This is a genomic window from Streptomyces luomodiensis, assembly GCF_031679605.1.
Taxonomy (GTDB): domain Bacteria; phylum Actinomycetota; class Actinomycetes; order Streptomycetales; family Streptomycetaceae; genus Streptomyces; species Streptomyces luomodiensis.
In genome coordinates, this window is sequence record NZ_CP117522.1 from 3,260,857 (window position 1) to 3,283,041 (window position 22,185).

Below are 22,185 nucleotides of genomic sequence, written 5' to 3' on the forward strand. Positions count from 1 at the left end.
GCGGCGGTGACCATGAAGATCGCATCCAGCTCGCGTGGGACACGACCAGCATCCCTCGCAAAACGCCTGGTGCAGGCGCCTTTGATACGACAGGGCCGTATCAGGCGAGGGTTGTCACAGGCGCTTTTCCTCGCCGGGAATCGCGACCTGCACAAGCTGCCTGTTGAGAATGTCCGAAAGCCGGTCGCCATCCAGGGTGAGACGGACGATGTGATGATCGGATACGTGGAGAGGTACCTCGATGACATCGACGTTGGTCACCGCGGCCAGCAGATCCGTGGTGACGTAGATCCTGTCGATGCGTGCGTCTGGGCCGTGCGTTGAGCAACCATCGACCGTACGTGACACCGCGGTCGCACTGCCGCACGGGGTGGTGGCCCGGTACCGGGCGACATCCTCCAGGCCGGCGATGCGCAGTACCTCGTCCACGCGGGTGTCCATCTGCCGTGTGCCGTCCGGGCCGACATACGAGCGGTGGAGGCGGTGCCGGCGGTCACGGATCTTCGCAAGCACGTACACGCTGTCACCCAGCAACACCGCTGCCCGCTCGGCCTGCTGAATGCGCAGCGTCAACAGCTCTTTATCGGCCCAGGTCCGCAGCTGCTCCTGCAGCGCGGCGGCCTCCGTCGCCCCGGGCTTCGGCGCTTCCCCCTCGGCGTGCTCAGCGCCCTCCACCGCGATCTTCTGTTCCGAGCCGAGCAGGTATCCGAGCGCGGTGTCCACGAGCTTCGCGGCGTCGCCCAGCTCCCGCCGCTCGATCCCCGTTTCATCACCTGCGGCCGCCGCAAGCTGGCCAGCCTGGTTGTTGTCATAGGCCGACAGCACCTTGTACGCGGCCAGCCGCCGCAGTTCCTGGGGCGGCAGCCACACGGCAGTCAGTTCCGGGAACGACTGGTTCCCCGGCCTGCCGGCCTCGGCCATCACCGGCTTGTAGTTCAGCCACGACCACGCATCGATCACGAACTGGCGCAGGCCCATCTCCACTCCCAGGAAGTCGGCCCCGCGCCAACATCAAACCCTAGCCGCCGTCCACCAGGCCCGCCGTCGCGCTGTGGGGGCAGTCCGCGACGAGTCCGAGGCAGTGCGCCCTGCGCCGCAGGGCACCACCGCGCGCACCGTCTTGCCACCGCCTGCCCTGCCGGTCACGGTCACCGAGCGAGCCAGCCGGTGAACCATCGGCCAGCCGAAGCCCCCGCCGCCGACCCGGTCCGAGATACGCCACTGCGGACGAACCAGGCTGGAGTCGCCCACGGCCACCTCGACGGCGTCCGGCAGAGCAGCCAGGCTCAGCACGCAGGAGCCTCCCGCGTGCCGCAGCGCGTTGGTGACCAGCTCCGACACCACCAGCGCCACGCTGTCGGCCGCCTCCCTACCAACATCGAATGGCAGACACTCCACGAAGGCGCGGGCGCCATCACGGGCCATGGCGATAGAGCCCGGCCGGTCCATCGAGACAAAGATCGTCAGCGTCGCCGGTCCGGCCACCGGCAGGATCTCCGCCTCATCCATCAGCCTCACCCCGTACTCCGGCGCGTTCACCACGGCGACTGCCCGCCCTGTGTCGTGTGCCCCGCACAGCCGGTCACTAACACAACAACCCGCCACGACGGGCAACAGGAAAGTTGCGCCCAGCCTTGTCAATTTTCGTCGGGCGAGCTATACCGGAAAACGCGGTGAACGCACTGGCATCCCGACGAAGGGAGTGATGACGATGCTGATGCGTACCGACCCGTTCCGTGAGCTGGACCGCCTCACCCAGCAGATCCTGGGCACACCAGCCCACCCCGCGGCCATGCCGATGGACGCCTTCCGAGACGGCGACACCTTCGTGGTCGAACTGGATCTCCCCGGCGTCGACCCCGAGACCATCGACCTCGACGTCGAGCGCAACGTCCTGACCGTCAAGGCCGAACGCCAGCCCAGTGCAGGCGAAGGCACCGAAGTCGTGGTCGCCGAGCGACCCACCGGCTCCTTCAGCCGCCAGCTGTTCCTCGGCGAGACCCTGGACAGCGAGCGCATCGACGCCTCCTACGACGCCGGCGTGCTGCGCCTGACCATCCCAGTCGCCGAGCAGGCCAAGCCCCGCAAGATCGCCATCAGCGGCGGCAGCAGCCGCAAGCAGATCAGCAGCTGACCCCCTCAGGGGCGGGGGCCGTCCGACCAGCACACCCTTCCGAGACGCGGGACCGGGAGGAACCATGCCCATGCACTGGGACGCATTCCTGGCAGCCATCCAAGAACGCGGCGAGTACGACTCACCCGAAGAAGCCGAACGAGCCGCCCGCGTCGTCCTCGCCCTACTGGGCGCACACCTGGTCGGAGAAGTGCGCGCCGAACTCGCCGCCCGCCTCCCCGACGCCTTGGCACTGGTACTCCTCAACCCCCTCCACTGCCACGAACCGCTCCCACCCGAACGATTCATCCGGGCAACAGCCGCATGGATCGAAGGCGCCACCGAACGCACCGCCACCTGGGACGTCAGCGCCGTGCTCAGCGTCGCGGCCGACCTCGCGGGCGAAGAACTGATGAACCAGATCCTGCTCCAGCTCCCCCCGGGCTACGACCTACTCTTCGGCCGCCCACAACCAGTCCGATGACCGCCTCTACCGACGACCACTTATTCGAGCAGGAACCGCGCTTGGGAGCCGGGGCCGGTGGAGTCCATCCAGAACGAGATGATCGCGTGTCGACTGGCCTGCGCCCAGCCCGATGGCGCGTATTCCTCCAAGGGGAGGACGAGCTTGGCCTGGTCAGCCCGAGCACGATCAAGTTCCCGGGCCTCGACCACGACATCCGCGGTCGGGCCGCCCCGCCCCCACGGCAAGGGCGTCTTCCTGCGACTGTCGAAGGTATCGCCGTGCCAGAGCACGCTCTTCACGGGTTCATCCGCGAGCAGATAGTCGACCCGGATGCCGAACATCGCCTCCGACGACTTCGGGTCGGAAGCCAACGTGTCGGCCGATATCTCCAGTTTCAGGGAATCCGGCAGCTTGCGGTATTCCGCGCCGACCAGGGCGGTACCCGCGTTCCCTTCGACACCCACGTAGGCGATGGCCCGTACGGCGTCATAGCAACCGTAGGCGTTGCCCCGCACGGAGGTCGTGTTTTTCGAACCTGGTATCCGATCGGCGAATGTGTGCTTGCGGACCAGTTCGGCATCCAGGCCATTCCGGTCCAGGACCGGATGCGCAGACTTGGTACCGACCTCGATGTACGCGATGCCGGGGCCGGCTACGGTCACGGTCTTGGACAATGACCGGGGAAGCTCGTCAAGGGTGGTGACCTCGGTGGGGACGAACTTGTTGTCGCTGTGTTCCAACGGACTGCCGTGCTTGCTGTCGATGAGGTAGACCCGCAACTCGGCCTCACCTCGGCTGGAGCCCTGAAGGTGAGACATCTGCACATCGATGCTTTGCGCTCGGCTGGTTTCATTCCACACCAAGACCGCGCTGCGATACTGGTCACTCGAGGCCATGGCGCCGATACCGGAAGGCAATTCCCCCTGTACCGAGCCGCGGCGGTCCGGCATCCGCGCATAGAGCTTCAAGGCATTGAACAAAGGAAGTTGGAGCGCCTCGCCCCCCTTGTATTCAATCAGGTGAGGAATCCAGCCACTGAAGGTGAATGTCTGTAGGTCGGGCACTTGCAGTGCATTCTTCAATGACACCATGGACCGCACCGCTTCCAACGTGGTCCCGCGACGCTTCCCCCACTCGTGCGGCTTGAACACACCGGACTGCGCCTGAATGATGGGAACGGTGTTGAAGTCGGTTCCCAGTGCATTGCGAGCAGCGGCGAACAGCTCGTCGAGATCCGCGCCATAGCTGTTCAGGGTGAGGTAGTCGAACGGCAGGCCAGAGTTGGCCTTGACTCGTTTCCGCAATGCATCGATCGTGGCTTGAAGGTGGGTGCGGCCACCTAGCTTCTCGCGGACGGGAGCGCTTGTCTTGATGAAGCTCGCCATACCGAACAGCCCTCGAGGAGCGATCGCATTCGTGTAGGCGTCGTAGATGTCGACCATTTGCCTGACCGAGGCGCGGTTCGGGGACCCGGTGAGATTGTGACTCGGCTCGTTCCACATGCACCAGCTGATCGGATAATCGCTGTAGAGCTTGGTCCACTTACCGATAGCATCCGCAGCGGCCGTCAAGTCGGTCGGCATGGGGAACAGGTGTGGCCGTTTAGCCTTTTCGTAGTCCCACCACTGCTTCGGCGCGCCCATCAACTGGATCATGATCTCCATGTTGCGCCGTTGCAGCCCGGTGAACAGCTTTTCGAGGAACTCATTCGGCAACACCGAGACCTCGTCGTTTTCACCCACCACGAAGGGGTATGGCGTCAACGAGGGGTAATCGGTCTCCGGAAAGCGGATCTCCCCGTCGTAGACCGCCGGCCGGATCTGGTCCATGTACGGCAGACTGTCCAGGATCTCAGTCATACTGAGGGCTCGCCCCACCCCGATCTTCGACTTGAGCAGCGGAAAGAACTCCGCCTTCCCAAAATCTACCTGAAGTGTCGACGAGGAGGACTTTCCCTCGGAACTGCTGCAAGCGCCGAGGAGAGCTGCGGTCGCGACCCCGGCGGCAGCCAGGACACCACGCCGGGTGTGCTCGACGGAAGTGGACTGAAATGATTGTTCCATTACTGGTACTTCTTTCCTGAATTCGCGGTCGGCGCGGTAAGGAATGATTTCCCTGTTCGGGATCACGATTCACGTACTCCACGGCGATCACTCTCGCGGCGGCATCGACGAGTACATGGCTCGAGAGCCGAGGTTGCGCGGTGTCCGCAGTGGCCGAACTCCACCTCGGTGCCGGTGCCGGTGAAAGTAAGGCATGCACGGTCGCCTCCCGGTGCGGCCGTGGTGCGCTGCATACGTGAAGGAAGTGAAAATATCCGGTCGCAAAACCTCCGACTCCGACTTGCCAGCCTTTCATTCCGTCCGTGCACCGCACAGCGGCGGCCTCACGGACCCGTTCCCCTCTTTTCTCCTAGATGCACTACAGCGCGCCTTGGTTCACCACAGCACGCCGCCACGCCGCCCGCACTTTCTCGCCCTTCTCATACTTCCCTCTCGCAGCTTTGCGGGCATCGCTCGCGCTGCACGCCTTCTGTGCGGTTTTGCCTTTTTCGTTCTGCGATGGATGCTGTGGCTCTGGCCTCATCGAGTACACCCCGGCCAGCCTGTCCTCCGGCATCGGCCGTGCGTTGACGGACCGCCTCACGGCACACGTCGACCATCTGAGGGTGCGCCTCGCCTGATCGATGTCATCTGTGGATGTCAAAGACCCCCAACCGGGATCGGCTGGGGGTCTTTTCGCTGGTGGGCGCAGACGGATTCGAACCGTCGACATCTGCCTTGTCATACTGCAACGGTGCTTGTGCTGATTGCTGAGCGGTTTCAGGGACTGTGTCCGCGCCGCTTGTAGTGACTGATACGGGCCTGACGTTGTCGTCTGCGGCGCCATGTCGACCAGTGCAGAACGTGGTCGACGGGTGCGGGCCGGCGGTCGGTGAGTCGGGTGATCAGGCGTCGGATCTCGGCGAGGCCGAGGTGGATGAGCTGGGAGGATCCGTTTCTGCTTTGTCCGCATCCAGCTGTCGGGCCCGCAGGACGGTCAGGCAGGCGTGGGCGGCCATGGCCAGGGTCATGTGACGGTGCCAGCCGGGGTAGCGGCGGACCTGGTAGTCGCCCAGGCCGCATTCCTGTTTCGCGGTCTGGAAGCATTCCTCCACGGCCCAGCGGCTGCCCGCGACGCGGATCAGCTCGTCCAGGGTGGTCTCGGCGGGGCAGTAGGCGATGTAGTAGGAGATCTCGTCCGGGCGGCTGACGCTGCGGCGGGCCAGGACCCAGTGCCGGCGGTCGGGCCGGTGCCAGGGCCGGACCTCAACCCGCGCCGCCTTATCTCGGCCGATCCCTAGGGCACGACCAGCAGTCGTCACATTCACCGTGGCCGGAAGAGCCAGCAGCTCCTCCATCCAGTCCCGTCACTCCGGACGGAGCCGGCGGAATCCGCACAGTCGGCCGGGGGCCAGGAACACGCTACCGACGCCGCCCTCAAGCGGGTCCGGGACCACTGCGCCATTCAGGGGCTGGAGATCCTGCGCATCGAGAACCTCGACAACCAGTATCCGGAGGACCAGCGGTCGAACTTCGCGCTGCTCCGCTTCTTCATCGCCAGGCCGGAAGGACCGGACGTCTCCCAGTGGGGCCCGTCTGCCGCTGCCCGTCCCCGGTCCGGGGGCGGCTCACGAGGTCGCGCCGAGCGGCGATCTTCCCAGCGGGCCGGGAAAGCTGCGTAGCCGCTCACGGCCACCGTCTGGGCCACTGTACGACCCTCTGGGCCACTGTAGGGCCACTTGATCTTGGGCTGGCCGAGTGAACGGGAGCCACCGCGTCGGCGCGGCGGCTCCCGTTTTCGCGTCTGCGCAGGTCAGGATGGTTCTGCCCGCGTAGTGCGGCTAGTGGGGCGGGTGGGACTCGAACCCACGGCCGACGGATTATGAGTCCGCTGCTCTAACCGGCTGAGCTACCGCCCCGTAACGGCGCGTCGTACACATCTGCGCACGCCGTCTGCCGCAGCATAGCCGCTCATACGATCTGCTGCTTCGGAGGATCGGTGATGAGCGCCTCCATGGCTTCGATCATGACGTAGATCACGCCCGGCGGGACCCGGAAATGAAAAAGGACCCCTCAAGGGGTCCTCCTCCCTGCTCCCCCGACTGGACTCGAACCAGTAACCCTCCGGTTAACAGCCGAATGCTCTGCCAATTGAGCTACAGGGGACCGAGCTCCCCCGACTGGACTCGAACCAGTAACCTGCCGGTTAACAGCCGGCTGCTCTGCCAATTGAGCTACAGGGGATTGCTCCGTGTGCCGCGACCGTGGCCCCGTCCGGGGCTCCCGGACGGCGTTCGCTCGCTGCGACACATACATTAGCGCAAGCAGGGGGGTGCTCCGCCAATCGGTATGGCCGCGTCAGTCCTCGGGCGGTCCTCGGCCGATCCAGGGATGATCTTCTATGTGATCGTGGGTGATCTGCGGCGCGGGCGGGTAGGCGTGCGGCACGACCCCGGGGTCCAGATGTGAAGGACAGCGAGAAGGGCAGGTCGATGCGCTACCGGCTGACGTTCATCACCGGGATGGCTGTGGGTTACGTACTGGGCACGCGAGCCGGCCGCGAGCGGTACGAGCAGCTGCGGGAGTGCGCGCAGAAGTTCGCACGGAACCCGGCCGTCCGCAATACCGCCGAGTCGGCCGCGCAGGGAGGCCGGCAGGCCGCCGTGCGCGCCCTGGACAAGGTGCGGCCGCTGCGCGAGAAGATCGGGCAGCGCGAGGCCCGCACCGGGACCGAGGACGACTGGGGCACCAGCAACACCTGACGGCGGCGGTGGCATGATCTGATCCATGGGGATAGTCGCCGGGTTGGACAGTTCGTCCGACAGCACACGAATCGTCGTCTGTGACACCGATACGGGTGCCGTGATCAAACAGGGGTACGCCCCGCACGCGGCCGGCGGCACCGGCGACGTGGATCCGCAGGCGTGGCTGATCTCCCTCGGTGAGGCCGCCGAGGGCGGGCTGCTCGAGGGGGTCCAGGCCATCGGCGTCTCGGCGCAGCAGCACGGGCTGCTGGCGCTGGACGCGGGCGGGGTGCTGGTGCGCCCCGCGTTGATGGGCAACGACAAGCGCGCGCAGTCCGCGGCCGCCGACCTCACCGAGGCGCTCGGCGGCCGCACCGCGTGGGCCCAGGCCGTCGGCGCCCTGCCGACCGCCTCGCAGCCGGTGGCCAAGCTGCGCTGGCTGACGCGGAACGAGCCGGAGGCGGCGCACCGCGTGGCCGAGCTGATGCAGCCGCACGACTGGCTGGTGTGGCAGCTGCTGGGGCGGCCGGTGCGGCGTACGACCGACCGCGGTACGGCCTCCAGCAGCGGCTACTGGTCGGCGGCGACCGGTTCCTGGCGTCCCGACCTGGTCCAGCTGGCCCTCGGTCACCAGGTGCGGCTGCCGGAGGTCATCGGCCCGGCCGACGCCGCCGGGCACACCCCCGAGGGGCTGCTGATCTCCGCCGGGACGGGCGAGACCATGGCCGCCGCCTTCGGGCTCGGGGTCGGAGTCGGCGACGCGGTGATCTCGCTGGGCGCCTCCGGCTCGGTCTTCTCCATCCACCACGAGGCGCTGGCCGACCCGACCGGCACGATCCTGTCGTACGCGGACGCCACCGGGATGCACCTGCCGGTGGTGCACACGCTCAACGCGGTACGGACGCTGCGCGGTACGGCGGAACTGCTCGGCACGGACCTCGAGGGGCTCTCCGCGCTCGCGATGAAGTCCACCCCGGGGTCGTACGGGCTGGTGCTGCTGCCGTATCTGGAGGGCGAGCGGACCCCGCATCTGCCGCATACGGCCGGCACGCTGACCGGGCTGCGGCGCGAGTCGATGAAGCCCGAGCACCTGGCGCGGGCCGCGTTCGAGGGCATGCTGTGCGGGCTCGCGGACGCGCTGGACGTGCTGCGCGGACGTGGCGTCCAGGTGCGGCGCGTCTTCCTGCTCGGGCCCGCGGCCGATCTCCAGGCCGTCCGCGCGATCGCGCCCGCGCTGCTGGGGGCGCAGGTCGTGGTGCCCCAGCCCGCCGACTACGCCGCCCTCGGCGCGGCCCGCCAGGCCGCGTGGGCACTGGGCGTCGCGCACGGCACCCAGTCACCGCACGAGCCGCCGCGCTGGCCGGCCGCGGCCAGCCAGGTCTTCGAACCGGGCGACGACCTGCCGGTGGGCCAGGCGGTGCGGCAGCAGTACGTGGCGGTACGGGAACAGACCCACCCCGGCGCCTTCGAGGCGGCGACCGGTGGGCACCACGCGGACGGCCACGTGCCCCCCGCCGGCGGGTACGAGACCGGAACCTGAGGCCGCACCCGGCCCGTGCGGCCCGAAGTGCACGGCGGAGCTTCTGGCGCGGCCCGGCGTGTGCGCGGCCCAAGCGCGGACGACCTGCGCGCGGCCCGGCGTGTACGCAGCGCGCGGCCTAGCGCAGCATGGCCCGTACGTAGCAGGGCCGTGCCCGGCGCAGGGCGGTTTGCTCCTGCCTAGCACGACGCGGCCTGTGCGCGGCCCGGCCTGGCACGACGCGGCCTCTGCGCGAACCCGGCCTGCGCGCGGTGCGGCCTGCGCACGGTTCTGCCTCGCACGACGCGGCCTCTGCCCGGCGCAGCCTGTGCGCGGCCCGACCGGTACGCAGCACGATCTACGCACGGCCCGACCCGTGCGCGGCGCCACCAGTACGCCGCCCAACCCGAGCGCGGCCCGACGTGCACGGCGGAGCCTGGCGCGGCCCCGCTCATACGCGGCGCGGCCCGTGCGCGGCACCAACCAGACGCCGCCCAACCCGTACGCGCCGTGGCCCGTACACGGCCCAACCCGTGCGCGGCCCGACGTACACGGCGGAGCCTGGCGCGGCCCCGCCCATACGCGGCCCGACCCGTACGCCGCCCCACCCGTACGTCGGCCGGTCCGTGCGGGGCGTGGGCCGTGTCGGCGGGGCTAGTCCAGGTAGCCGCGGAGTTGGTCGGCGAAGGCGTGGTCGCGGAGTTTGTTGAGCGTCTTCGACTCGATCTGGCGGATCCGCTCGCGCGTCACCCCGAAGATCCGGCCGATCTCCTCCAGCGTGCGGGGGCGGCCGTCGGCCAGTCCGTAGCGCAGCTGCACCACCTTGCGTTCGCGTTCGCCGAGCGTCGACAGAACGGCCTCCAGATGCTCGCGGAGCAGCAGGAAGGCCGCGGACTCCACCGGGGAGGCGGCGTCGCCGTCCTCGATGAGGTCGCCGAGGGCCACATCGTCCTCCTCGCCCACCGGCGCGTGGAGGGACACCGGCTCCTGGGCCAGCCGCAGCACCTCGCTCACCCGCTCCGGGGGGAGGTCGAGATGGGCGGCGACCTCCTCGGGGGTGGGTTCGTAGCCGCGCTCCTGGAGCATCCGGCGCTGGACCCGGATCACCCGGTTGATCAGCTCGACGACGTGCACCGGGACCCGGATGGTCCGGGCCTGGTCGGCCAGGGCGCGGGACATGGCCTGGCGGATCCACCAGGTCGCGTACGTCGAGAACTTGTACCCGCGGGCGTAGTCGAACTTCTCGACCGCGCGGATCAGGCCCAGATTGCCCTCCTGGACCAGGTCGAGCATGGTCAGGCCACGGCCGACATAGCGCTTGGCGACGGAGACGACGAGGCGCAGGTTGGCCTCGATCAGACGGCGCTTGGCCATCCGGCCCAGGACCACCAATCGGTCCAGGTCCACGGCGAGCTGGGAGTCGAGGTCGGGGGTGGTGCCGAGCTTCTCCTCGGCGAAGAGGCCCGCCTCGACCCGGCGGGCCAGCTCGACCTCCTCGGCCGCGGAGAGCAGGGGAATCCGGCCGATTTCGCGGAGGTACTGGCGGAAGAGGTCGGCGGAGGGGCCGCTGGTGTCGGCGCGGACCGTCGGTTCGGTCGGTTCGATCGGTTCGATCGGTTCCGTCGGTTCGACCGGTTCGGTCGGCTCGGTGGGGTTGGCCGACTCTGCGGGTTCGGTCGACTCTGCGGGGTCCGCTTCGGGGCCGGGGGCGGGGTCGGGTGTCTGGTCGGCGCCGGGCCGGTGCGGGGACTTGGGGCGCGGTGGCGCCGCGAGGGCCGTGTCGGTGAGGGTCTGGGTCTGCACGGGGGCGACCTCCAGGGTGATCGCTGCTGAGGGGGCAGAACGATCGGGTACGGCACGGCGGCCGCGCCGCCGTCCGTCCCGTACATCATGAGCGGATCTGCGAGGGATTCCGGCCCTACCCGGCCAACACCGCCGCGCTCCGAAGACTCAGGCACCGCACCCAGTGTGGAGTACGACACAGGCCTGCCACGAGGGGCGTGCGGGCACTTTTTGCGCAGCGGCCCGTGACCGTACGACTACCCGGCGGCTACGCCCGTCCCCGCCGTCCGCTCCGTCCGCCGCGCGCCCGCGCGCCCGTTCGCCCCGCGGGGCCGCCTACAGGGCGGCCGCGCCCCGGTCGCGCAGGGACTGGCCGTACTGCTGGAGCACCCACAACTCGTTCTGCACGGCGGCCAGATGGGCGGGGTCCGCGTGCTGCCCCAGGCGCTGGAGGGTGCCCCGCACCTCGGTCACGCGCTGATTGACCGCGGCCAGCCGCACGGCCACCAACTGCACGCCCGCGTACGCCTCGTCCGGGTCGCGGCGGGTGTGCGGCGGCTCGACGGCGAGCTCGGTGACCATGGCGCGCACCGTGTCGTCGGGCGCCGCCTCCCGGACCCGGGCGAGATAGTCGGCGTCGGCGGCGGTCGTGCCGCCCGCGTCCTCGATGGCGCGGCGCACCGCCGCGTACGGCGGGGCGGTGAACTCGTCGATGCCGTAGGCGTCGAAGGCCGGGGAGACCAGCTCGGGGCGCTGGAGCGCGAGCTTGAGCAGCTCGCGCTCGACGCGGTGGGCGGGACTGCGCAGATTCAGCGCCGGCCCGCGCGGGACCGGCGGCGCGCCCCCCGCGCCAGGACCGCCGGGTCCACCGGGTCCGCCAGGACCGCCAGGGCCGCCGGGCCCGCCCCCCGTGCCACCGTGGCTCCCCGGACCGCCCCGGCCGCCGTACCGGGGCCCGCCCGGACCGCCGCCCCGCTGGTCGCCGCGGCCACCGTGGTCCGGGCCGCCCGGACCGCCGTGCTGCCTGCTGCGGGCCAGCCCGCGCACCCGGCGGATGATCGACTGCTCCTCCGCCTGGCTGGCGATGCCGACCATCCCGATCAGCCGGATCGCATAGCGGTCCCGCAGCCCCGGGTTCTTGATCGCCGCGACCACCGGCACCGCCTCGTCGACCGCGGCGATGCGCCCCTCCTCGGTGTCCAGGTTGTAGCGGGAGACGATCGAGGTCAGCGCGAAGGCGAACAGCGGCGTCCGGCTGTCGACCAGGGCCGTCACGGCCTCGTCGCCGCGGGCCAGGCGGAGTTCGCACGGGTCCATCCCGTCGGGCGTGATCGCGATGGAGGTCTCGGCGGCGAACCGCTGGTCATCCTCGAAGGCGCGCAGCGCCGCCTTCTGCCCGGCCGCGTCGCCGTCGAAGGTGAAGACGACCTCCGCCCCCGCGTTGTCCATCAGCAGCCGGCGGAGGATCTTGATGTGGTCGCCGCCGAAGGAGGTGCCGCAGGTGGCGATGGCGGTGGTGACCCCGGCGAGATGGCAGGCCATGACGTCCGTGTAGCCCTCGACCACCACGGCCCGGCTGGTCTTGGCGATCTCCTTCTTGGCGAGGTCGATGCCGTAGAGGACCTGGGACTTCCGGTAGAGCGGGGTCTCGGGGGTGTTGAGGTACTTGGGGCCGTTGTCGTCGTCGCGCAGCTTGCGGGCGCCGAAGCCGACGACCTCACCGGAGATGTCCCGGATCGGCCACATCAGCCGGCCCCGGAAGCGGTCGATGGGGCCGCGCCGGCCCTCCTGGGCGAGCCCGGAGAGGATCAGCTCCTTGTCGGTGAAACCGCGGCCGCGCAGAAAGCGCACCAGGTGGTCCCAGCCGGCCGGGCTGTAGCCGACGCCGAAGTGGTGCGCCGCGGCCTGGTCGAAGCCGCGCTGGGCCAGGAAGGTGCGGCCGATCTCCGCCTCGGGGCTCTCCAGCTGCTCGATGTAGAACTGCGCGGCCACTTTGTGGGCTTCGACCAGGCGGGTGCGCTCGCCCTGCTGGCGGCCGGGGGTGTAGCCGCCCTCCTCGTAGCGCAGGGTGATCCCGGCCTGGGAGGCCAGCCGCTCGATGGTCTCGGCGAAGGAGAGGTGGTCGATCTTCATGATGAAGTCGACGGTGTCGCCGCCCTCCTGGCAGCCGAAGCAGTAGTAGAGCCCCTTGCTGGGGCTGACCTGGAAGGACGGGGTCTTCTCGTCGTGGAAGGGGCACAGGCCCTTGAGATTGCCACCCCCCGCGTTGCGCAGCTGGAGGTATTCGGATACGACGGCGTCGATCGGGACCGCTGCCCGCACCGCCTTCACGTCGTCATCGTTGATCCTGCCTGCCACGCCCGAATTCTACGGCCGGGGTCCGACACGGCCGCCCGTGCCCGCCGGACCCCGGAGGAACGGTGCCCGGCGGCTACGGGAGCAGCGAGGTCAGCGGCACGGACGGGTCGGCCAGGGCCGCCGGGTCGAGCTGGTGGCCGCCGCGGATGAGCCGCTGGATCGGCTCGGTGACGTCCCAGACGTTGACGTTCATCCCGGCGAGCAGGCGGCCGTCGTTCAGCCAGAAGGCGATGAACTGCCGCTTGCCGACGTCGCCGCGCACCAGCACCTGGTCGTAGCTGCCGGGCGGGGCGTAGCCGGAGTACTCCAGGCCGACGTCGTACTGGTCGGAGAAGAAGTACGGGACCCGGTCGTACGCGACGTCCTGGCCGAGCATGGCGCGGGCCGCCGCCGGGCCGCCGTTGAGCGCGTTGGCCCAGTGCTCGACGCGCAGCCGGGCGCTCGCGGGCAGGGCGGCCCGTACCGGGCTGCCTTCGAGGAACGCCAGCGGGGCGGAGGCGACGTCGCCCGCCGCGAAGATGTCCGGGTCGCTGGTGCGCAACGAGGCGTCGACCGCGATGCCGCCGCCCGCCGCGCGGTCCACCACCTCAAGACCCGCGGCCTCGGCGAGGGCGGTGCGCGGGGCGGCGCCGATGGCGGCCAGCACGCTGTGGGCGGGGTGCTCCTCGCCGTCGTCGGTGAGGGCTGCCAGCACCATGCCGTCCTGGCCGGTGATCTCGGTGAGGCGGACGCCGAAGCGGAACCGGACGCCGTGCTCGCCGTGCAGGTCGGCGAAGAGGGCGCCCAGCTCGGGGCCGAGCACGGGGTGGAGCGGGGTGGGCTCGGGCTCGACGACGGTCACCTCGGCGCCGTAGCCGCGGGCGGCGGCCGCGACCTCGAGGCCGATCCAGCCCGCGCCCGCGATGACCAGCTGGCCGTTGTCCCGGCCGAGGGCGGCCAGGACGCCCTTCAGCCGCTCGGCGTGGGCGAGCCGGCGCAGATGGTGCACCCCGGCCAGGCCGGTGCCGGGGATGTCGAGGCGGCGCGGCTCGGCGCCGGTGGCCAGCAGCAGCCGGTCGTAGTGGACGCGGGTGCCGTCGCCCAGGGTCACGGCCTTGGCGGCCCGGTCCAGGTGGACGGCGGGCTGGCCGAGGTGGAGTTCGATATCGGCCTGGGCGTACCAGGCGGGCTCATGGACGAAGACGCTGTCGCGCTCCTGGCCGCCGGTGAGGAAGCCCTTGGACAGCGGGGGCCGCTCATAGGGGTGGTCGCGCTCGTCACAGATGAGGATCACCCGCCCGGTGAAACCCTCCGCTCGAAGGGTTTCCGCGGCTTTCGCCCCGGCCAGGCCCCCTCCGACGATGACAAACGTCTGGTGTGCGTCGACCACTTGTCTCCTCCTCGCTGCCGAGCGATGCCGAGCAGTGCCTTTCGTGAACAGGTGTGCTGTGCGGGCTGTGCGCTGTGCGGGCTGTGTGTGCTGTGCGGGCTGTTTCCTATGGGAGCCTCCCGCACCGCGCGTGCGTCCGGAAGGGCCGGTACGCCGGACGTGTGCGCCCAGCCGTACCCAGCGGGCGGCGGCTCAACCGGTGAGACGGGCGTGGAGCCGGCGGGCCGAGGTGTCGGTCAGGGAGGCGATCTGGTCGACGATCGCCCGCAGCCGGCCCCGGTCGTCCCCGGCCGCGTCGAAGAGCGCCCGGAACTGGGGGTCCAGGCCGTCGGGGGCGCGGGCGATCAGCGCCTCGCCCAGCTCGGCGATGACGACGCGCTGATCGGCGCGGACCAGCTCCTGATCGGCGCGCTGGATGACATAGCGGTCGGCCACCGCCTTGAGGACCGCGCACTCCAGACGGACGGCGCGGGGGACGACCAGCTCGGCGCGGTAGCGGGTGAAGCGGCCGGTGCCGTACGCCGCGCGGGTGGCGCGCTCGGCGGCCAGGCAGAAGCGGCCGATGAGCTGGCTGGTGGCGTCCTTGAGGCGGGCCTGGGCGACGGACGAGCCGTCGTAGCCGTGCGGCCACCACTCCTGGTCCAGCAGCCGGTCCAGCGCCTCGGCCAGCTCCGCGGGCTCGGCCCCCGGGGCGTAGCGGTCGGCGGCGACGGCGAAGACCTCGCGCCGCTCGGGCTCGGAGAGCAGGCGCGCGGGGTCGAGATGGCCGGCGTGCAGCCCGTCCTCCACGTCGTGGACGGAGTAGGCCACATCGTCGGACCAGTCCATGACCTGGGCCTCGAAGGTCGTACGGCCCTCAGGGGCGCCCTGCCGGTACCACCCGAAGACCGGGAGGTCGTCCTCGTAGACCCCGAACTTCGGGGAGCCGGGGGTGCGCGGATGGCCGCCGCGCGGCCAGGGGTACTTGATGGCGGCGTCCAGCGCGGCGCGGGTGAGGTTGAGGCCGACGCTCACCGGCTCGCCGGTCTCCCGGTCGGGCACGAACCGCTTCGGTTCGAGCCGGGCCAGCAGCCGCAGCGACTGCGCGTTTCCCTCGAAGCCGCCGCAGGGCTCGGCGATCTCGTTGAGCACCTGCTCGCCGTTGTGCCCGAACGGCGGATGGCCGAGGTCATGGGCGAGGCAGGCCATCTCCACCAGATCCGGGTCGCAGCCGAGGGCGGCCCCCAGCTCCCGGCCCACCTGGGCGCATTCCAGGGAGTGGGTCAGCCGGGTGCGGGGCGTGGCGTCGAAGGCCGGGGCGCGCCCGGCCGGTCCGGGGTCGGCGGCCGGTGCGGCGGGCACCACCTGCGTCTTCCCGGCCAGTCTGCGCAGCGCGGCGGAGTGCAGCACCCGTGCCCGGTCCCGCTGGAAGGCGGTGCGGCCCGGCCGCTTGTCGGGCTCGGGCGCCCAGCGCTCGAGGTCCGCCGCGGCATAGCCGGGGATGCGGCGGGTGTCGGCCTCGGGGACACCGGTCGGGGGAACCGGATCCGGTCCGGCCGGTTCAGGGGGTGCGCTGCGGCTCATACACCGACGGTAGCCGCCGGGTGGGACACGGGCGCAGAGGCGAGGGCCTGTTCGTAACGGCGGAGTACGAGCCGTGCCACCGCCGGGTGGGCGCCGAGCGGGGCGGCCGCGACACCGGGGGCGGCGTGCGCGCACTGGGTGGCGAACCGGCCGGGTGCGGTGAAGTAGGAGGCGACCGCGATCCGGTCACGGCCGAGCGCGGCCAGGTCCCGTACCGCCTCGGGCACGGTGGGCCCGGAGCCGGAGGCGTAGCCGGGCAGCACGGGCACCCCGCCGAGCCGGGCGCTGAGCAGGGCGGCGGTCCGGGCCGCGTCGACCGCCGCGTCCGGGTCGCGGGAGCCCGCGGCGGCCAGGACGACACCCGCCCGGTGCGGGACCGTGGCGGGCCGCCCGGCATGCGTGGGCCGCCGACCGGTCCGGGTCGGCCCCGGCCCGGTCCGCGCGGGACTCCGCCCGGCCTGGGGCGGTGCCGGCCATCCGGCCTCCGCGAGCCGGGCGTGCAGCGCCTCGGCGAGCAGCGGGTCCGGGCCGAGCGGCGCGGCGATCCGGACGGAGAGATGGGGCGCGGCGGCGACGGCGGCCGGGATGTCCTGCTTGATGTGGTAGCCGCGGCCGAGGAGCAGCGGAACGAGCACGGCCGCACCGCGCAGCGCGGCCAGCGTGTCGGTCAGCAGCGGCTGGTTGAGCTCGATGTGGCCGAGGCGTACGGGCAGTCCGGGCCTCAGTGCGCGGACGCGGTCCAGGAGGGCGGTCACGGTGCGCAGCGCCTCGGGGTTCCGGCTGCCGTGGGCCACGGCGACGAGCGTCGGCGGGCGGCCTACGGAGCGGCCGGAGGGGCCGGGGGCACCGGGGGGACCGGGAGGTGGCGACGCCGTCATGCCCAGAGCGTAGGCAGCGGCATATTGCGCCTCCGTTGCGTGGCCGTGACGGGTGGTTGCGGCGATTTCACCAGCCGCCGGGCGGCGCGCTGAGGTCCGGTTCCCGGGGCCGTAATACGAGATGACGCGGGCCGTAACACGGCCGTAGCACGCTCTCCGCATGGTGCACGTTCCCGAGGACCGCTCCCCCGCCGCCGACCCCGTCGACACGCACTGCCCTTACTGTTCGCTCCAGTGCGGTATGACGCTGCGGCCGGTGCCGCAGGGCGCAGGACCGGACGGCGGACCGGACGGCGGACCGGGCAGCGGACCGGGCGGCGTCGAGGTCCTGGAACGCACCGCGTTCCCCGTCAACCGTGGCGCGCTGTGCGGCAAGGGCCGCACCGCGCCCGCCGTGCTCTCCTCCCGGGTGCGTCTGACCGAGCCGCTGGTCCGCCGCCCTGACTCCGGCCGGCTCGAACCGGCCACCTGGGAGGAGGCCCTCGACCGGATCGCCGAGAGCCTGGCCGCCACCGGCCGGGCGCACGGCCGCGACGCGGTGGGGGTCTTCGGCGGCGGCGGGCTGACGAACGAGAAGGCGTACGCGCTGGGGAAGTTCGCCCGGGTGGTGCTCGGCACCTCGCAGATCGACTACAACGGCCGGTTCTGCATGTCCTCGGCCGCCGCCGCGCACCAGCGGGCCTTCGGGCTGGACCGCGGGCTGCCGTTCCCGCTGGCGGACGTGGCCCGCACCGGATGCGTCATCCTCGTCGGCTCGAACCTGGCCGAGACCATGCCGCCCGCGCTGCGCTATCTGACCGAGCTGAAGGAGTCGGGCGGCCGGCTGATCGTGGTCGATCCCCGGCGCACCCGTACGGCGGAGCAGGCGGATCTGCATCTGGCGCCGCGCCCCGGCACCGATCTCGCGCTCGCGCTGGGGCTGCTGCACCTGGTGGTCGCGGAGGGCCGGGTGGACGAGGAGTTCGTCGAACGGCGCACCAGCGGCTGGCCCGAGGCACGGGCCGCCGCGATGGCCCACTGGCCGGAGCTGGTCGAGCGGATCACGGGCGTCCCGGTGCCCGAACTCCGCGCGGCGGTGGCGATGTTCTGCGACGCCGAGAACGCGATGGTGCTGACCGCCCGGGGCCCCGAGCAGCAGTCGAAGGGCACCGACACCGTCGGCGCGTGGATCAACCTGTGCCTGGCCACCGGCCGCGCGGGCCGCCCGCTGTCCGGCTACGGCTGCCTGACCGGCCAGGGCAACGGCCAGGGCGGCCGCGAACACGGCCAGAAGGCCGACCAGCTGCCCGGCTACCGCAAGCTGGCCGACCCGGCCGCACGCGCCCATGTGGCGGCCGTGTGGGGCGTCGAGCCCGATGCCCTCCCGGGGCCGGGGCGCAGCGCGTACGAACTGCTGGACGCGCTCGGCCAGGACGTCCGGGCGCTGCTGCTGATGGGCTCCAACCCGCTGGTCTCCGCCCCGCGCGCGGCCCATGTGGAGGCCCGGCTGCGGTCGCTGGACTTCCTGGCGGTCGCCGACGTCGTGCTCTCGGAGACCGCCGCGCTCGCCGATGTGGTCCTGCCGGTGGCCCAGTGGGCCGAGGAGACCGGGACCATGACCAACCTGGAGGGCCGGGTCATCCTCCGCCGGGCGGCCCTCACCCCGCCGCCGGGCGTCCGGACGGACCTGTGGGTGCTGGGCGGGCTCGCGGCCCGGCTCGGCTGGGAGAAGGGGTTCCCGGCCGATGCGGAGGAGGTCTTCGAGGAGCTGCGGCGGGCCTCGGCCGGCGGCCCGGCGGACTACTCGGGCATCACCTACCGGCGGATCGCGGAGGAGGACGGGGTGTTCTGGCCCTGCCCGGAGAGCGCGGACGGCGCCGGTCCGCATCCCGGTACGCCACGGCTGTTCCTCGACCGGTTCGCCACGGACGACGGGCGCGCCCGGTTCGTCCCGGTCGGCCACCGCCCGGCGGCCGAGGAGCCGGACGCGGAGTATCCGGTGGTGCTGACGACGGGCCGGGTGCTGGCCCAGTACCAGTCCGGCGCCCAGACCCGGCGCGTCACCGAACTCAACGAGGCCGCGCCCGCCCCCTACGTCCAGCTCCACCCGCTGCTCGCCGAACGGCTGGGGGCGGACGAGGGCGCGCCCATCGCGGTGGTCTCCCGGCGCGGCCGCGCCGTGGCCCCGGCCCGCATCAGCCGGGACATCCGGCCGGACACGGTGTTCATGCCGTTCCACTGGGCGGGGCCGGGACGGGCCAACACGGTGACCAACCCGGCCCTGGACCCGGTGTCGCGGATGCCGGAGTTCAAGGTGTGTGCGGTGCGGCTGGAGGTGGCGGCGGAGGCGGAGGTAGCGGCGGAGGCGGCGCGGACGGAGGGCTGACCGTACCGCGGCGCGCATCAGGCTGGGCTGCCCGCTGCCCGGCGTGGTCGGGTGCGGGTTTCGCCTCGCGCCGTCGGCGCCGTTGAGCGGCGGCGGACCCGTGACCGGCGGGCGCCAGGGGCAGCGGGCCCGTGACCGGCGGGCGCAAGGGCCAGCGGGCCCGTGACCGGCGGGCGCCGGGGTGGCGGGCGCCGTGGCCAGCAGGCCCGTGACCGGCGGGCGCCGGGGGTGGCAGGCCCGTGGCCAGCAGGCCCGTGACCGGCGGGCGCCGGGGGTGGCAGGCCCGTGGCCAGCAGGCCCGTGACCGGCGGGCGCCGGGGGTGGCAGGCCCGTGACCGGCGGGCGCCGGTGGCGGCTTCCGTACGCGACGGCCGGGGCCCGGCCTAGGCCTCCAGCTCCGCCAGATACGCCGCCCGCGTCTCCTCGTCCAGGAAGGCGGCCTGGAAGGAGTTGCGGGCCAGCGTCCGCAGCGTGGCCTCGTCGAGGCCGAGCGCGTCCCGTACGGCGATGACGTTGTCACCCAGGTAGCCGCCGAAGTAGGCGGGGTCGTCGGAGTTGACCGTCACCAGCAGGCCGGCGTCCAGCATCGCGGGCAGCGGGTGGTCCTCGAGGCGGTCGACGACGCGCAGCCGCACGTTCGACAGCGGGCAGACGGTCAGCGGGACCCGGTCCGCGACCAGCCGGGACACCAGCGCCTCGTCCTCCAGGCAGCGCACCCCGTGGTCGATACGGTCCACGCCGAGGACGTCCAGCGCCTCCCACACATACGCGGGCGGCCCCTCCTCCCCCGCGTGCGCGACGCACTTCAGCCCGGCCTCCCGGGCCAGCGCGAACACCTCGCGGAACTTCGACGGCGGATTGCCCACCTCCGCCGAGTCCAGACCGACGGCGGCGATCCGGTCCAGGTGGGGGCGGGCCGCCTCGAAGGTCTCCAGGGCCGACGCGGCGCTCTCGTCGCGCAGGAAGCACATGATCAGGCGCGTGGTGATGCCGTACGTCCGCGGCGCCGCGTCCAGCGCGCGGCCGATGCCGCGGATGACCGTGCCGATGTCGACGCCGCGTGCGGTGTGCGCCTGGGGGTCGAAGAAGATCTCCGCATGCCGGACTCCCTGCTCACGGGCGCGGGCGAGATACGCGTCGGTGAGGTCGGCGAAGTCGTCCTCAGTGCGGAGCACGGTCATCAGCGCGTAGTACAGGTTCAGGAAGTCCTGGAGGTCGCTGAAGGAGTAGGCGGCCCGCAGCTCCTCCTGGGTGGCGTACGGCAGCGCGACCCCGTTGCGCTCGGCGAGCGCGAAGGCCAGATCGGGCTCCAGGGTGCCCTCGATGTGGAGGTGGAGCTCTGCGGTGGGAATCGGCGGCACGACTGGGATCACCTGCTGGTTTCGCTGACGGGGGAGTCACTCAGCCTATCCGGGCGGCAGTCCCGGCCCGGGGCGATAGGCTCGGCGTCGCCAGCAGTGCACTCAGGGGCACAGGAGGCCACCGTGAGCAGTCAGCCGACCGAGGCGAGCGCTCCGCTGATCCCCATGCCGTCGCTGACCCCGGACGCGCTTCGGGCAGCAGTCGCCGAGATTGTTCCGAGTCGCCTCCCAGAACTGAACGAGCATCTGGCGCGTGCGGCGACCAGCGCGCAGCGCACGAGCAGCGTGGGACCTCTGAGAGCCTTCACCGCACATTGGGGAACCGTCGTCAACATCGAACGCTGGCCACAGCGCGCCGCCCGCTTCCACTCCTGTGAGGAACTGGCCGCGGATCCGCTGGCCGACCCGGAAGACGCCCGCGCGGCGGCGAGCGAGATCGGCCACATCCTCCGGACCGCAGGCGAGGAGATCGGTGTATGAGTGACGCGTGGGGGTGGGAGTACGACCCGGATGCGGAACACGTCGTGGGGGTCTTCCGCCGCACGTCGTCGCTGAAGTGGAACGGCTCGCCCATGAACTGGCCGTGCTGGGGAGAGACGCCGCCGAGGTGGGCGCCGGTCACCAGTCGCGCAATCTGGCTTTCCTGGATGTGGGGCTGCTGTACTTCCTGCCGGTGCCCAGCCAGCAACTGATCGCCGTGGTCCGCGTCACCTGGGCCGGGTGAGGCAACCGCCACCCCCCGCTTCCGCGTCACACAGCGCGACCGTGCCGGCGACGCGAAGAGGGAGAGGGAACGCATGCTGGGGTGGGTGCGGAGGCGGTTGCCGAGGACGCGACGCGGGTGGCGGCGGCTGGTGCGGGGGAGCGTCCTCGTCTGCGTCCTGGCCCTGCTCCCGGCGACCTGGCTGCGGCTGAGCACGGACGACCGGATGCATACGGTCGCGGATGTGCCCTCGGCCCCGGTGGGCGTGGTCTTCGGGGCGGGACTGTGGAACGGGGAGCCGTCGCCGTATCTGGCGCATCGGCTGGACGCCGCCGTACGGCTCTACAAGGCCGGCCGAATCCGTGCGCTGCTGGTCACGGGGGACAACAGCCGCGATGACTACGACGAGCCGGACGCGATGCGCGCGTATCTCGTCAAGCACGGGGTCCCGGACCGGCGGATCGTGAGCGACTTCGCGGGGTTCGACACCTGGGACTCCTGTAGCCGGGCCCGGCGGGTCTTCGGGGTGCGCAAGGCGGTGCTGGTGAGCCAGGGGTTCCATATCCGCCGGGCGCTGGCGCTGTGCGGGGCGGCGGGGATCGACGCGTATGGGGTCGCGGTCGACGAGCCGCACGACGTGACCTGGTACTTCGGCGGGACCCGGGAGGTCCTGGCGGCGAGCAAGGCGGCTCTGGACGCGGCGTTCGAGCCCGATCCGCACTTCCTGGGGCCCCGCGAGCGGGGGATCGAGAAGGCGCTGGCGGATCGGGACTCCGGGTCCGAGGCCGGGGCCAGCTCCAGGTCGGGGTCCGGCTCCGAGTCCGGGTCCAGCTCCGGCTCCGGCTCCGGCTCCGGCTCCGGCTCCGGCTCCGGCTCCGGCTCCGGGTGATCGTCGCCGCTTCTCCGCCCGAGCCGTCGACCG

Annotated in this window: 15 protein-coding genes, 3 tRNA genes and 3 pseudogenes; 8 read left to right on the plus strand and 13 right to left on the minus strand. The window is 71.6% G+C overall.

The genetic code is table 11. The annotated features are described in order from the left end of the window. Positions 1-114: 114 nt before the first annotated feature. Both PS467_RS14100 and PS467_RS14105 read right to left on the minus strand, forming a co-directional pair. A complete protein-coding gene (locus tag PS467_RS14100; RefSeq protein ID WP_311035577.1) occupies positions 115-978 on the minus strand; it encodes an exonuclease/endonuclease/phosphatase family protein in 864 nt (287 codons plus the stop codon). A 33-nt stretch (positions 979-1,011) separates the two neighbouring features. Then, positions 1,012-1,509, minus strand: a complete 498-nt coding sequence (locus tag PS467_RS14105; RefSeq protein WP_311035578.1) for an ATP-binding protein — start codon at positions 1,507-1,509, stop codon at positions 1,012-1,014. 202 nt (positions 1,510-1,711) lie between these two features. Between PS467_RS14105 and PS467_RS14110 the strand changes: the two genes are divergently transcribed. Continuing rightward, positions 1,712-2,134 carry an Hsp20/alpha crystallin family protein gene (locus PS467_RS14110; RefSeq protein WP_311035579.1) on the plus strand — a complete coding sequence of 141 codons (423 nt, stop codon included), beginning with the start codon at positions 1,712-1,714 and terminating at the stop codon, positions 2,132-2,134. Between the two features lie 64 nt (positions 2,135-2,198). After that, a complete protein-coding gene (locus PS467_RS14115) occupies positions 2,199-2,597 on the plus strand; it encodes a DUF2267 domain-containing protein (RefSeq protein WP_079115615.1) in 399 nt (132 codons plus the stop codon). Positions 2,598-2,617: 20 nt separating this feature from the next. Here the strand turns inward: PS467_RS14115 and PS467_RS14120 are convergent, their stop codons facing one another. The 5 genes and pseudogenes from PS467_RS14120 to PS467_RS14140 all read right to left on the minus strand — a co-directional run bounded on the left by PS467_RS14120 (position 2,618) and on the right by PS467_RS14140 (position 6,865). After that, on the minus strand, positions 2,618-4,708 hold the full coding sequence (locus PS467_RS14120; protein WP_311035580.1) for a hypothetical protein: 2,091 nt from the start codon (positions 4,706-4,708) through the stop codon (positions 2,618-2,620). Between the two features lie 818 nt (positions 4,709-5,526). Continuing rightward, a pseudogene (locus tag PS467_RS14125) lies at positions 5,527-5,898 on the minus strand (IS701 family transposase); the annotation flags it as partial. Between the two features lie 568 nt (positions 5,899-6,466). Continuing rightward, positions 6,467-6,540: transfer RNA gene (locus PS467_RS14130), tRNA-Ile, on the minus strand. A gap of 174 nt (positions 6,541-6,714) precedes the next feature. Continuing rightward, positions 6,715-6,787 (minus strand) — tRNA-Asn (locus PS467_RS14135). Between the two features lie 5 nt (positions 6,788-6,792). Beyond that, positions 6,793-6,865: transfer RNA gene (locus PS467_RS14140), tRNA-Asn, on the minus strand. A gap of 248 nt (positions 6,866-7,113) precedes the next feature. On the opposite strand from PS467_RS14140, the gene PS467_RS14145 reads away from it, so the two are divergent. Both PS467_RS14145 and PS467_RS14150 read left to right on the plus strand, forming a co-directional pair. Continuing rightward, positions 7,114-7,383, plus strand: a complete 270-nt coding sequence (locus PS467_RS14145; RefSeq protein ID WP_268976948.1) for a YtxH domain-containing protein — start codon at positions 7,114-7,116, stop codon at positions 7,381-7,383. A gap of 25 nt (positions 7,384-7,408) precedes the next feature. Continuing rightward, on the plus strand, positions 7,409-8,905 hold the full coding sequence (locus tag PS467_RS14150; RefSeq protein WP_311035581.1) for an FGGY family carbohydrate kinase: 1,497 nt from the start codon (positions 7,409-7,411) through the stop codon (positions 8,903-8,905). A gap of 633 nt (positions 8,906-9,538) precedes the next feature. On the opposite strand, the pseudogene PS467_RS14155 reads toward PS467_RS14150, so the two are convergent. The 5 genes and pseudogenes from PS467_RS14155 to PS467_RS14175 form a co-directional block, all read right to left on the minus strand. Beyond that, positions 9,539-10,842, minus strand: a pseudogene (locus PS467_RS14155) (RNA polymerase sigma factor). A gap of 160 nt (positions 10,843-11,002) precedes the next feature. Beyond that, complete coding sequence (gene dnaG, locus PS467_RS14160; protein WP_311035582.1) at positions 11,003-13,024, minus strand: DNA primase; 2,022 nt, start codon at positions 13,022-13,024, stop codon at positions 11,003-11,005. A 73-nt stretch (positions 13,025-13,097) separates the two neighbouring features. Then, a complete protein-coding gene (locus PS467_RS14165; protein ID WP_311035583.1) occupies positions 13,098-14,393 on the minus strand; it encodes an NAD(P)/FAD-dependent oxidoreductase in 1,296 nt (431 codons plus the stop codon). 192 nt (positions 14,394-14,585) lie between these two features. After that, positions 14,586-15,956: a deoxyguanosinetriphosphate triphosphohydrolase gene (locus PS467_RS14170; protein WP_268971858.1), complete on the minus strand. Its 1,371-nt coding sequence runs from the start codon at positions 15,954-15,956 to the stop codon at positions 14,586-14,588. Beyond that, positions 15,953-16,834, minus strand: a complete 882-nt coding sequence (locus tag PS467_RS14175; protein ID WP_311035584.1) for a sirohydrochlorin chelatase — start codon at positions 16,832-16,834, stop codon at positions 15,953-15,955. The genes PS467_RS14170 and PS467_RS14175 overlap by 4 nt, the downstream gene beginning before the upstream one ends. Before the next feature lie 160 nt (positions 16,835-16,994). Here PS467_RS14175 and PS467_RS14180 point away from each other — a divergent pair, with 160 nt between their 5' ends. Continuing rightward, on the plus strand, positions 16,995-19,199 hold the full coding sequence (locus PS467_RS14180; RefSeq protein WP_311035585.1) for a molybdopterin oxidoreductase family protein: 2,205 nt from the start codon (positions 16,995-16,997) through the stop codon (positions 19,197-19,199). A gap of 383 nt (positions 19,200-19,582) precedes the next feature. On the opposite strand, the gene PS467_RS14185 is transcribed toward PS467_RS14180, so the two are convergent. Next, entirely contained in the window at positions 19,583-20,560 is a 978-nt protein-coding gene (locus tag PS467_RS14185) for an adenosine deaminase (RefSeq protein ID WP_311035586.1), read from the minus strand. A 123-nt stretch (positions 20,561-20,683) separates the two neighbouring features. Between PS467_RS14185 and PS467_RS14190 the strand changes: the two genes are divergently transcribed. The 3 genes and pseudogenes from PS467_RS14190 to PS467_RS14200 form a co-directional block, all read left to right on the plus strand. Next, positions 20,684-21,040 carry a hypothetical protein gene (locus tag PS467_RS14190; RefSeq protein WP_311035587.1) on the plus strand — a complete coding sequence of 119 codons (357 nt, stop codon included), beginning with the start codon at positions 20,684-20,686 and terminating at the stop codon, positions 21,038-21,040. Between the two features lie 76 nt (positions 21,041-21,116). After that, complete coding sequence (locus tag PS467_RS14195; RefSeq protein WP_311035588.1) at positions 21,117-21,284, plus strand: hypothetical protein; 168 nt, start codon at positions 21,117-21,119, stop codon at positions 21,282-21,284. A gap of 73 nt (positions 21,285-21,357) precedes the next feature. Next, positions 21,358-22,029 (plus strand): annotated as a pseudogene (locus PS467_RS14200) (SanA/YdcF family protein); the annotation flags it as partial. Positions 22,030-22,185: the final 156 nt, after the last annotated feature.

Bases quoted from the DNA above. Each gene is read 5' to 3' on its own strand.
- PS467_RS14115 (WP_079115615.1), top strand. From the start codon at position 2,199: ATGCCCATGCACTGGGACGCATTCCTGGCAGCCATCCAAGAACGCGGC.
- PS467_RS14150 (WP_311035581.1), top strand. From the start codon at position 7,409: ATGGGGATAGTCGCCGGGTTGGACAGTTCGTCCGACAGCACACGAATC.
- PS467_RS14180 (WP_311035585.1), top strand. From the start codon at position 16,995: ATGGTGCACGTTCCCGAGGACCGCTCCCCCGCCGCCGACCCCGTCGAC.
- PS467_RS14170 (WP_268971858.1), bottom strand. From the start codon at position 15,956: ATGAGCCGCAGCGCACCCCCTGAACCGGCCGGACCGGATCCGGTTCCC.
- PS467_RS14145 (WP_268976948.1), top strand. From the start codon at position 7,114: ATGCGCTACCGGCTGACGTTCATCACCGGGATGGCTGTGGGTTACGTA.
- PS467_RS14105 (WP_311035578.1), bottom strand. From the start codon at position 1,509: ATGGATGAGGCGGAGATCCTGCCGGTGGCCGGACCGGCGACGCTGACG.
- PS467_RS14110 (WP_311035579.1), top strand. From the start codon at position 1,712: ATGCTGATGCGTACCGACCCGTTCCGTGAGCTGGACCGCCTCACCCAG.
- PS467_RS14100 (WP_311035577.1), bottom strand. From the start codon at position 978: ATGGGCCTGCGCCAGTTCGTGATCGATGCGTGGTCGTGGCTGAACTAC.
- PS467_RS14175 (WP_311035584.1), bottom strand. From the start codon at position 16,834: ATGACGGCGTCGCCACCTCCCGGTCCCCCCGGTGCCCCCGGCCCCTCC.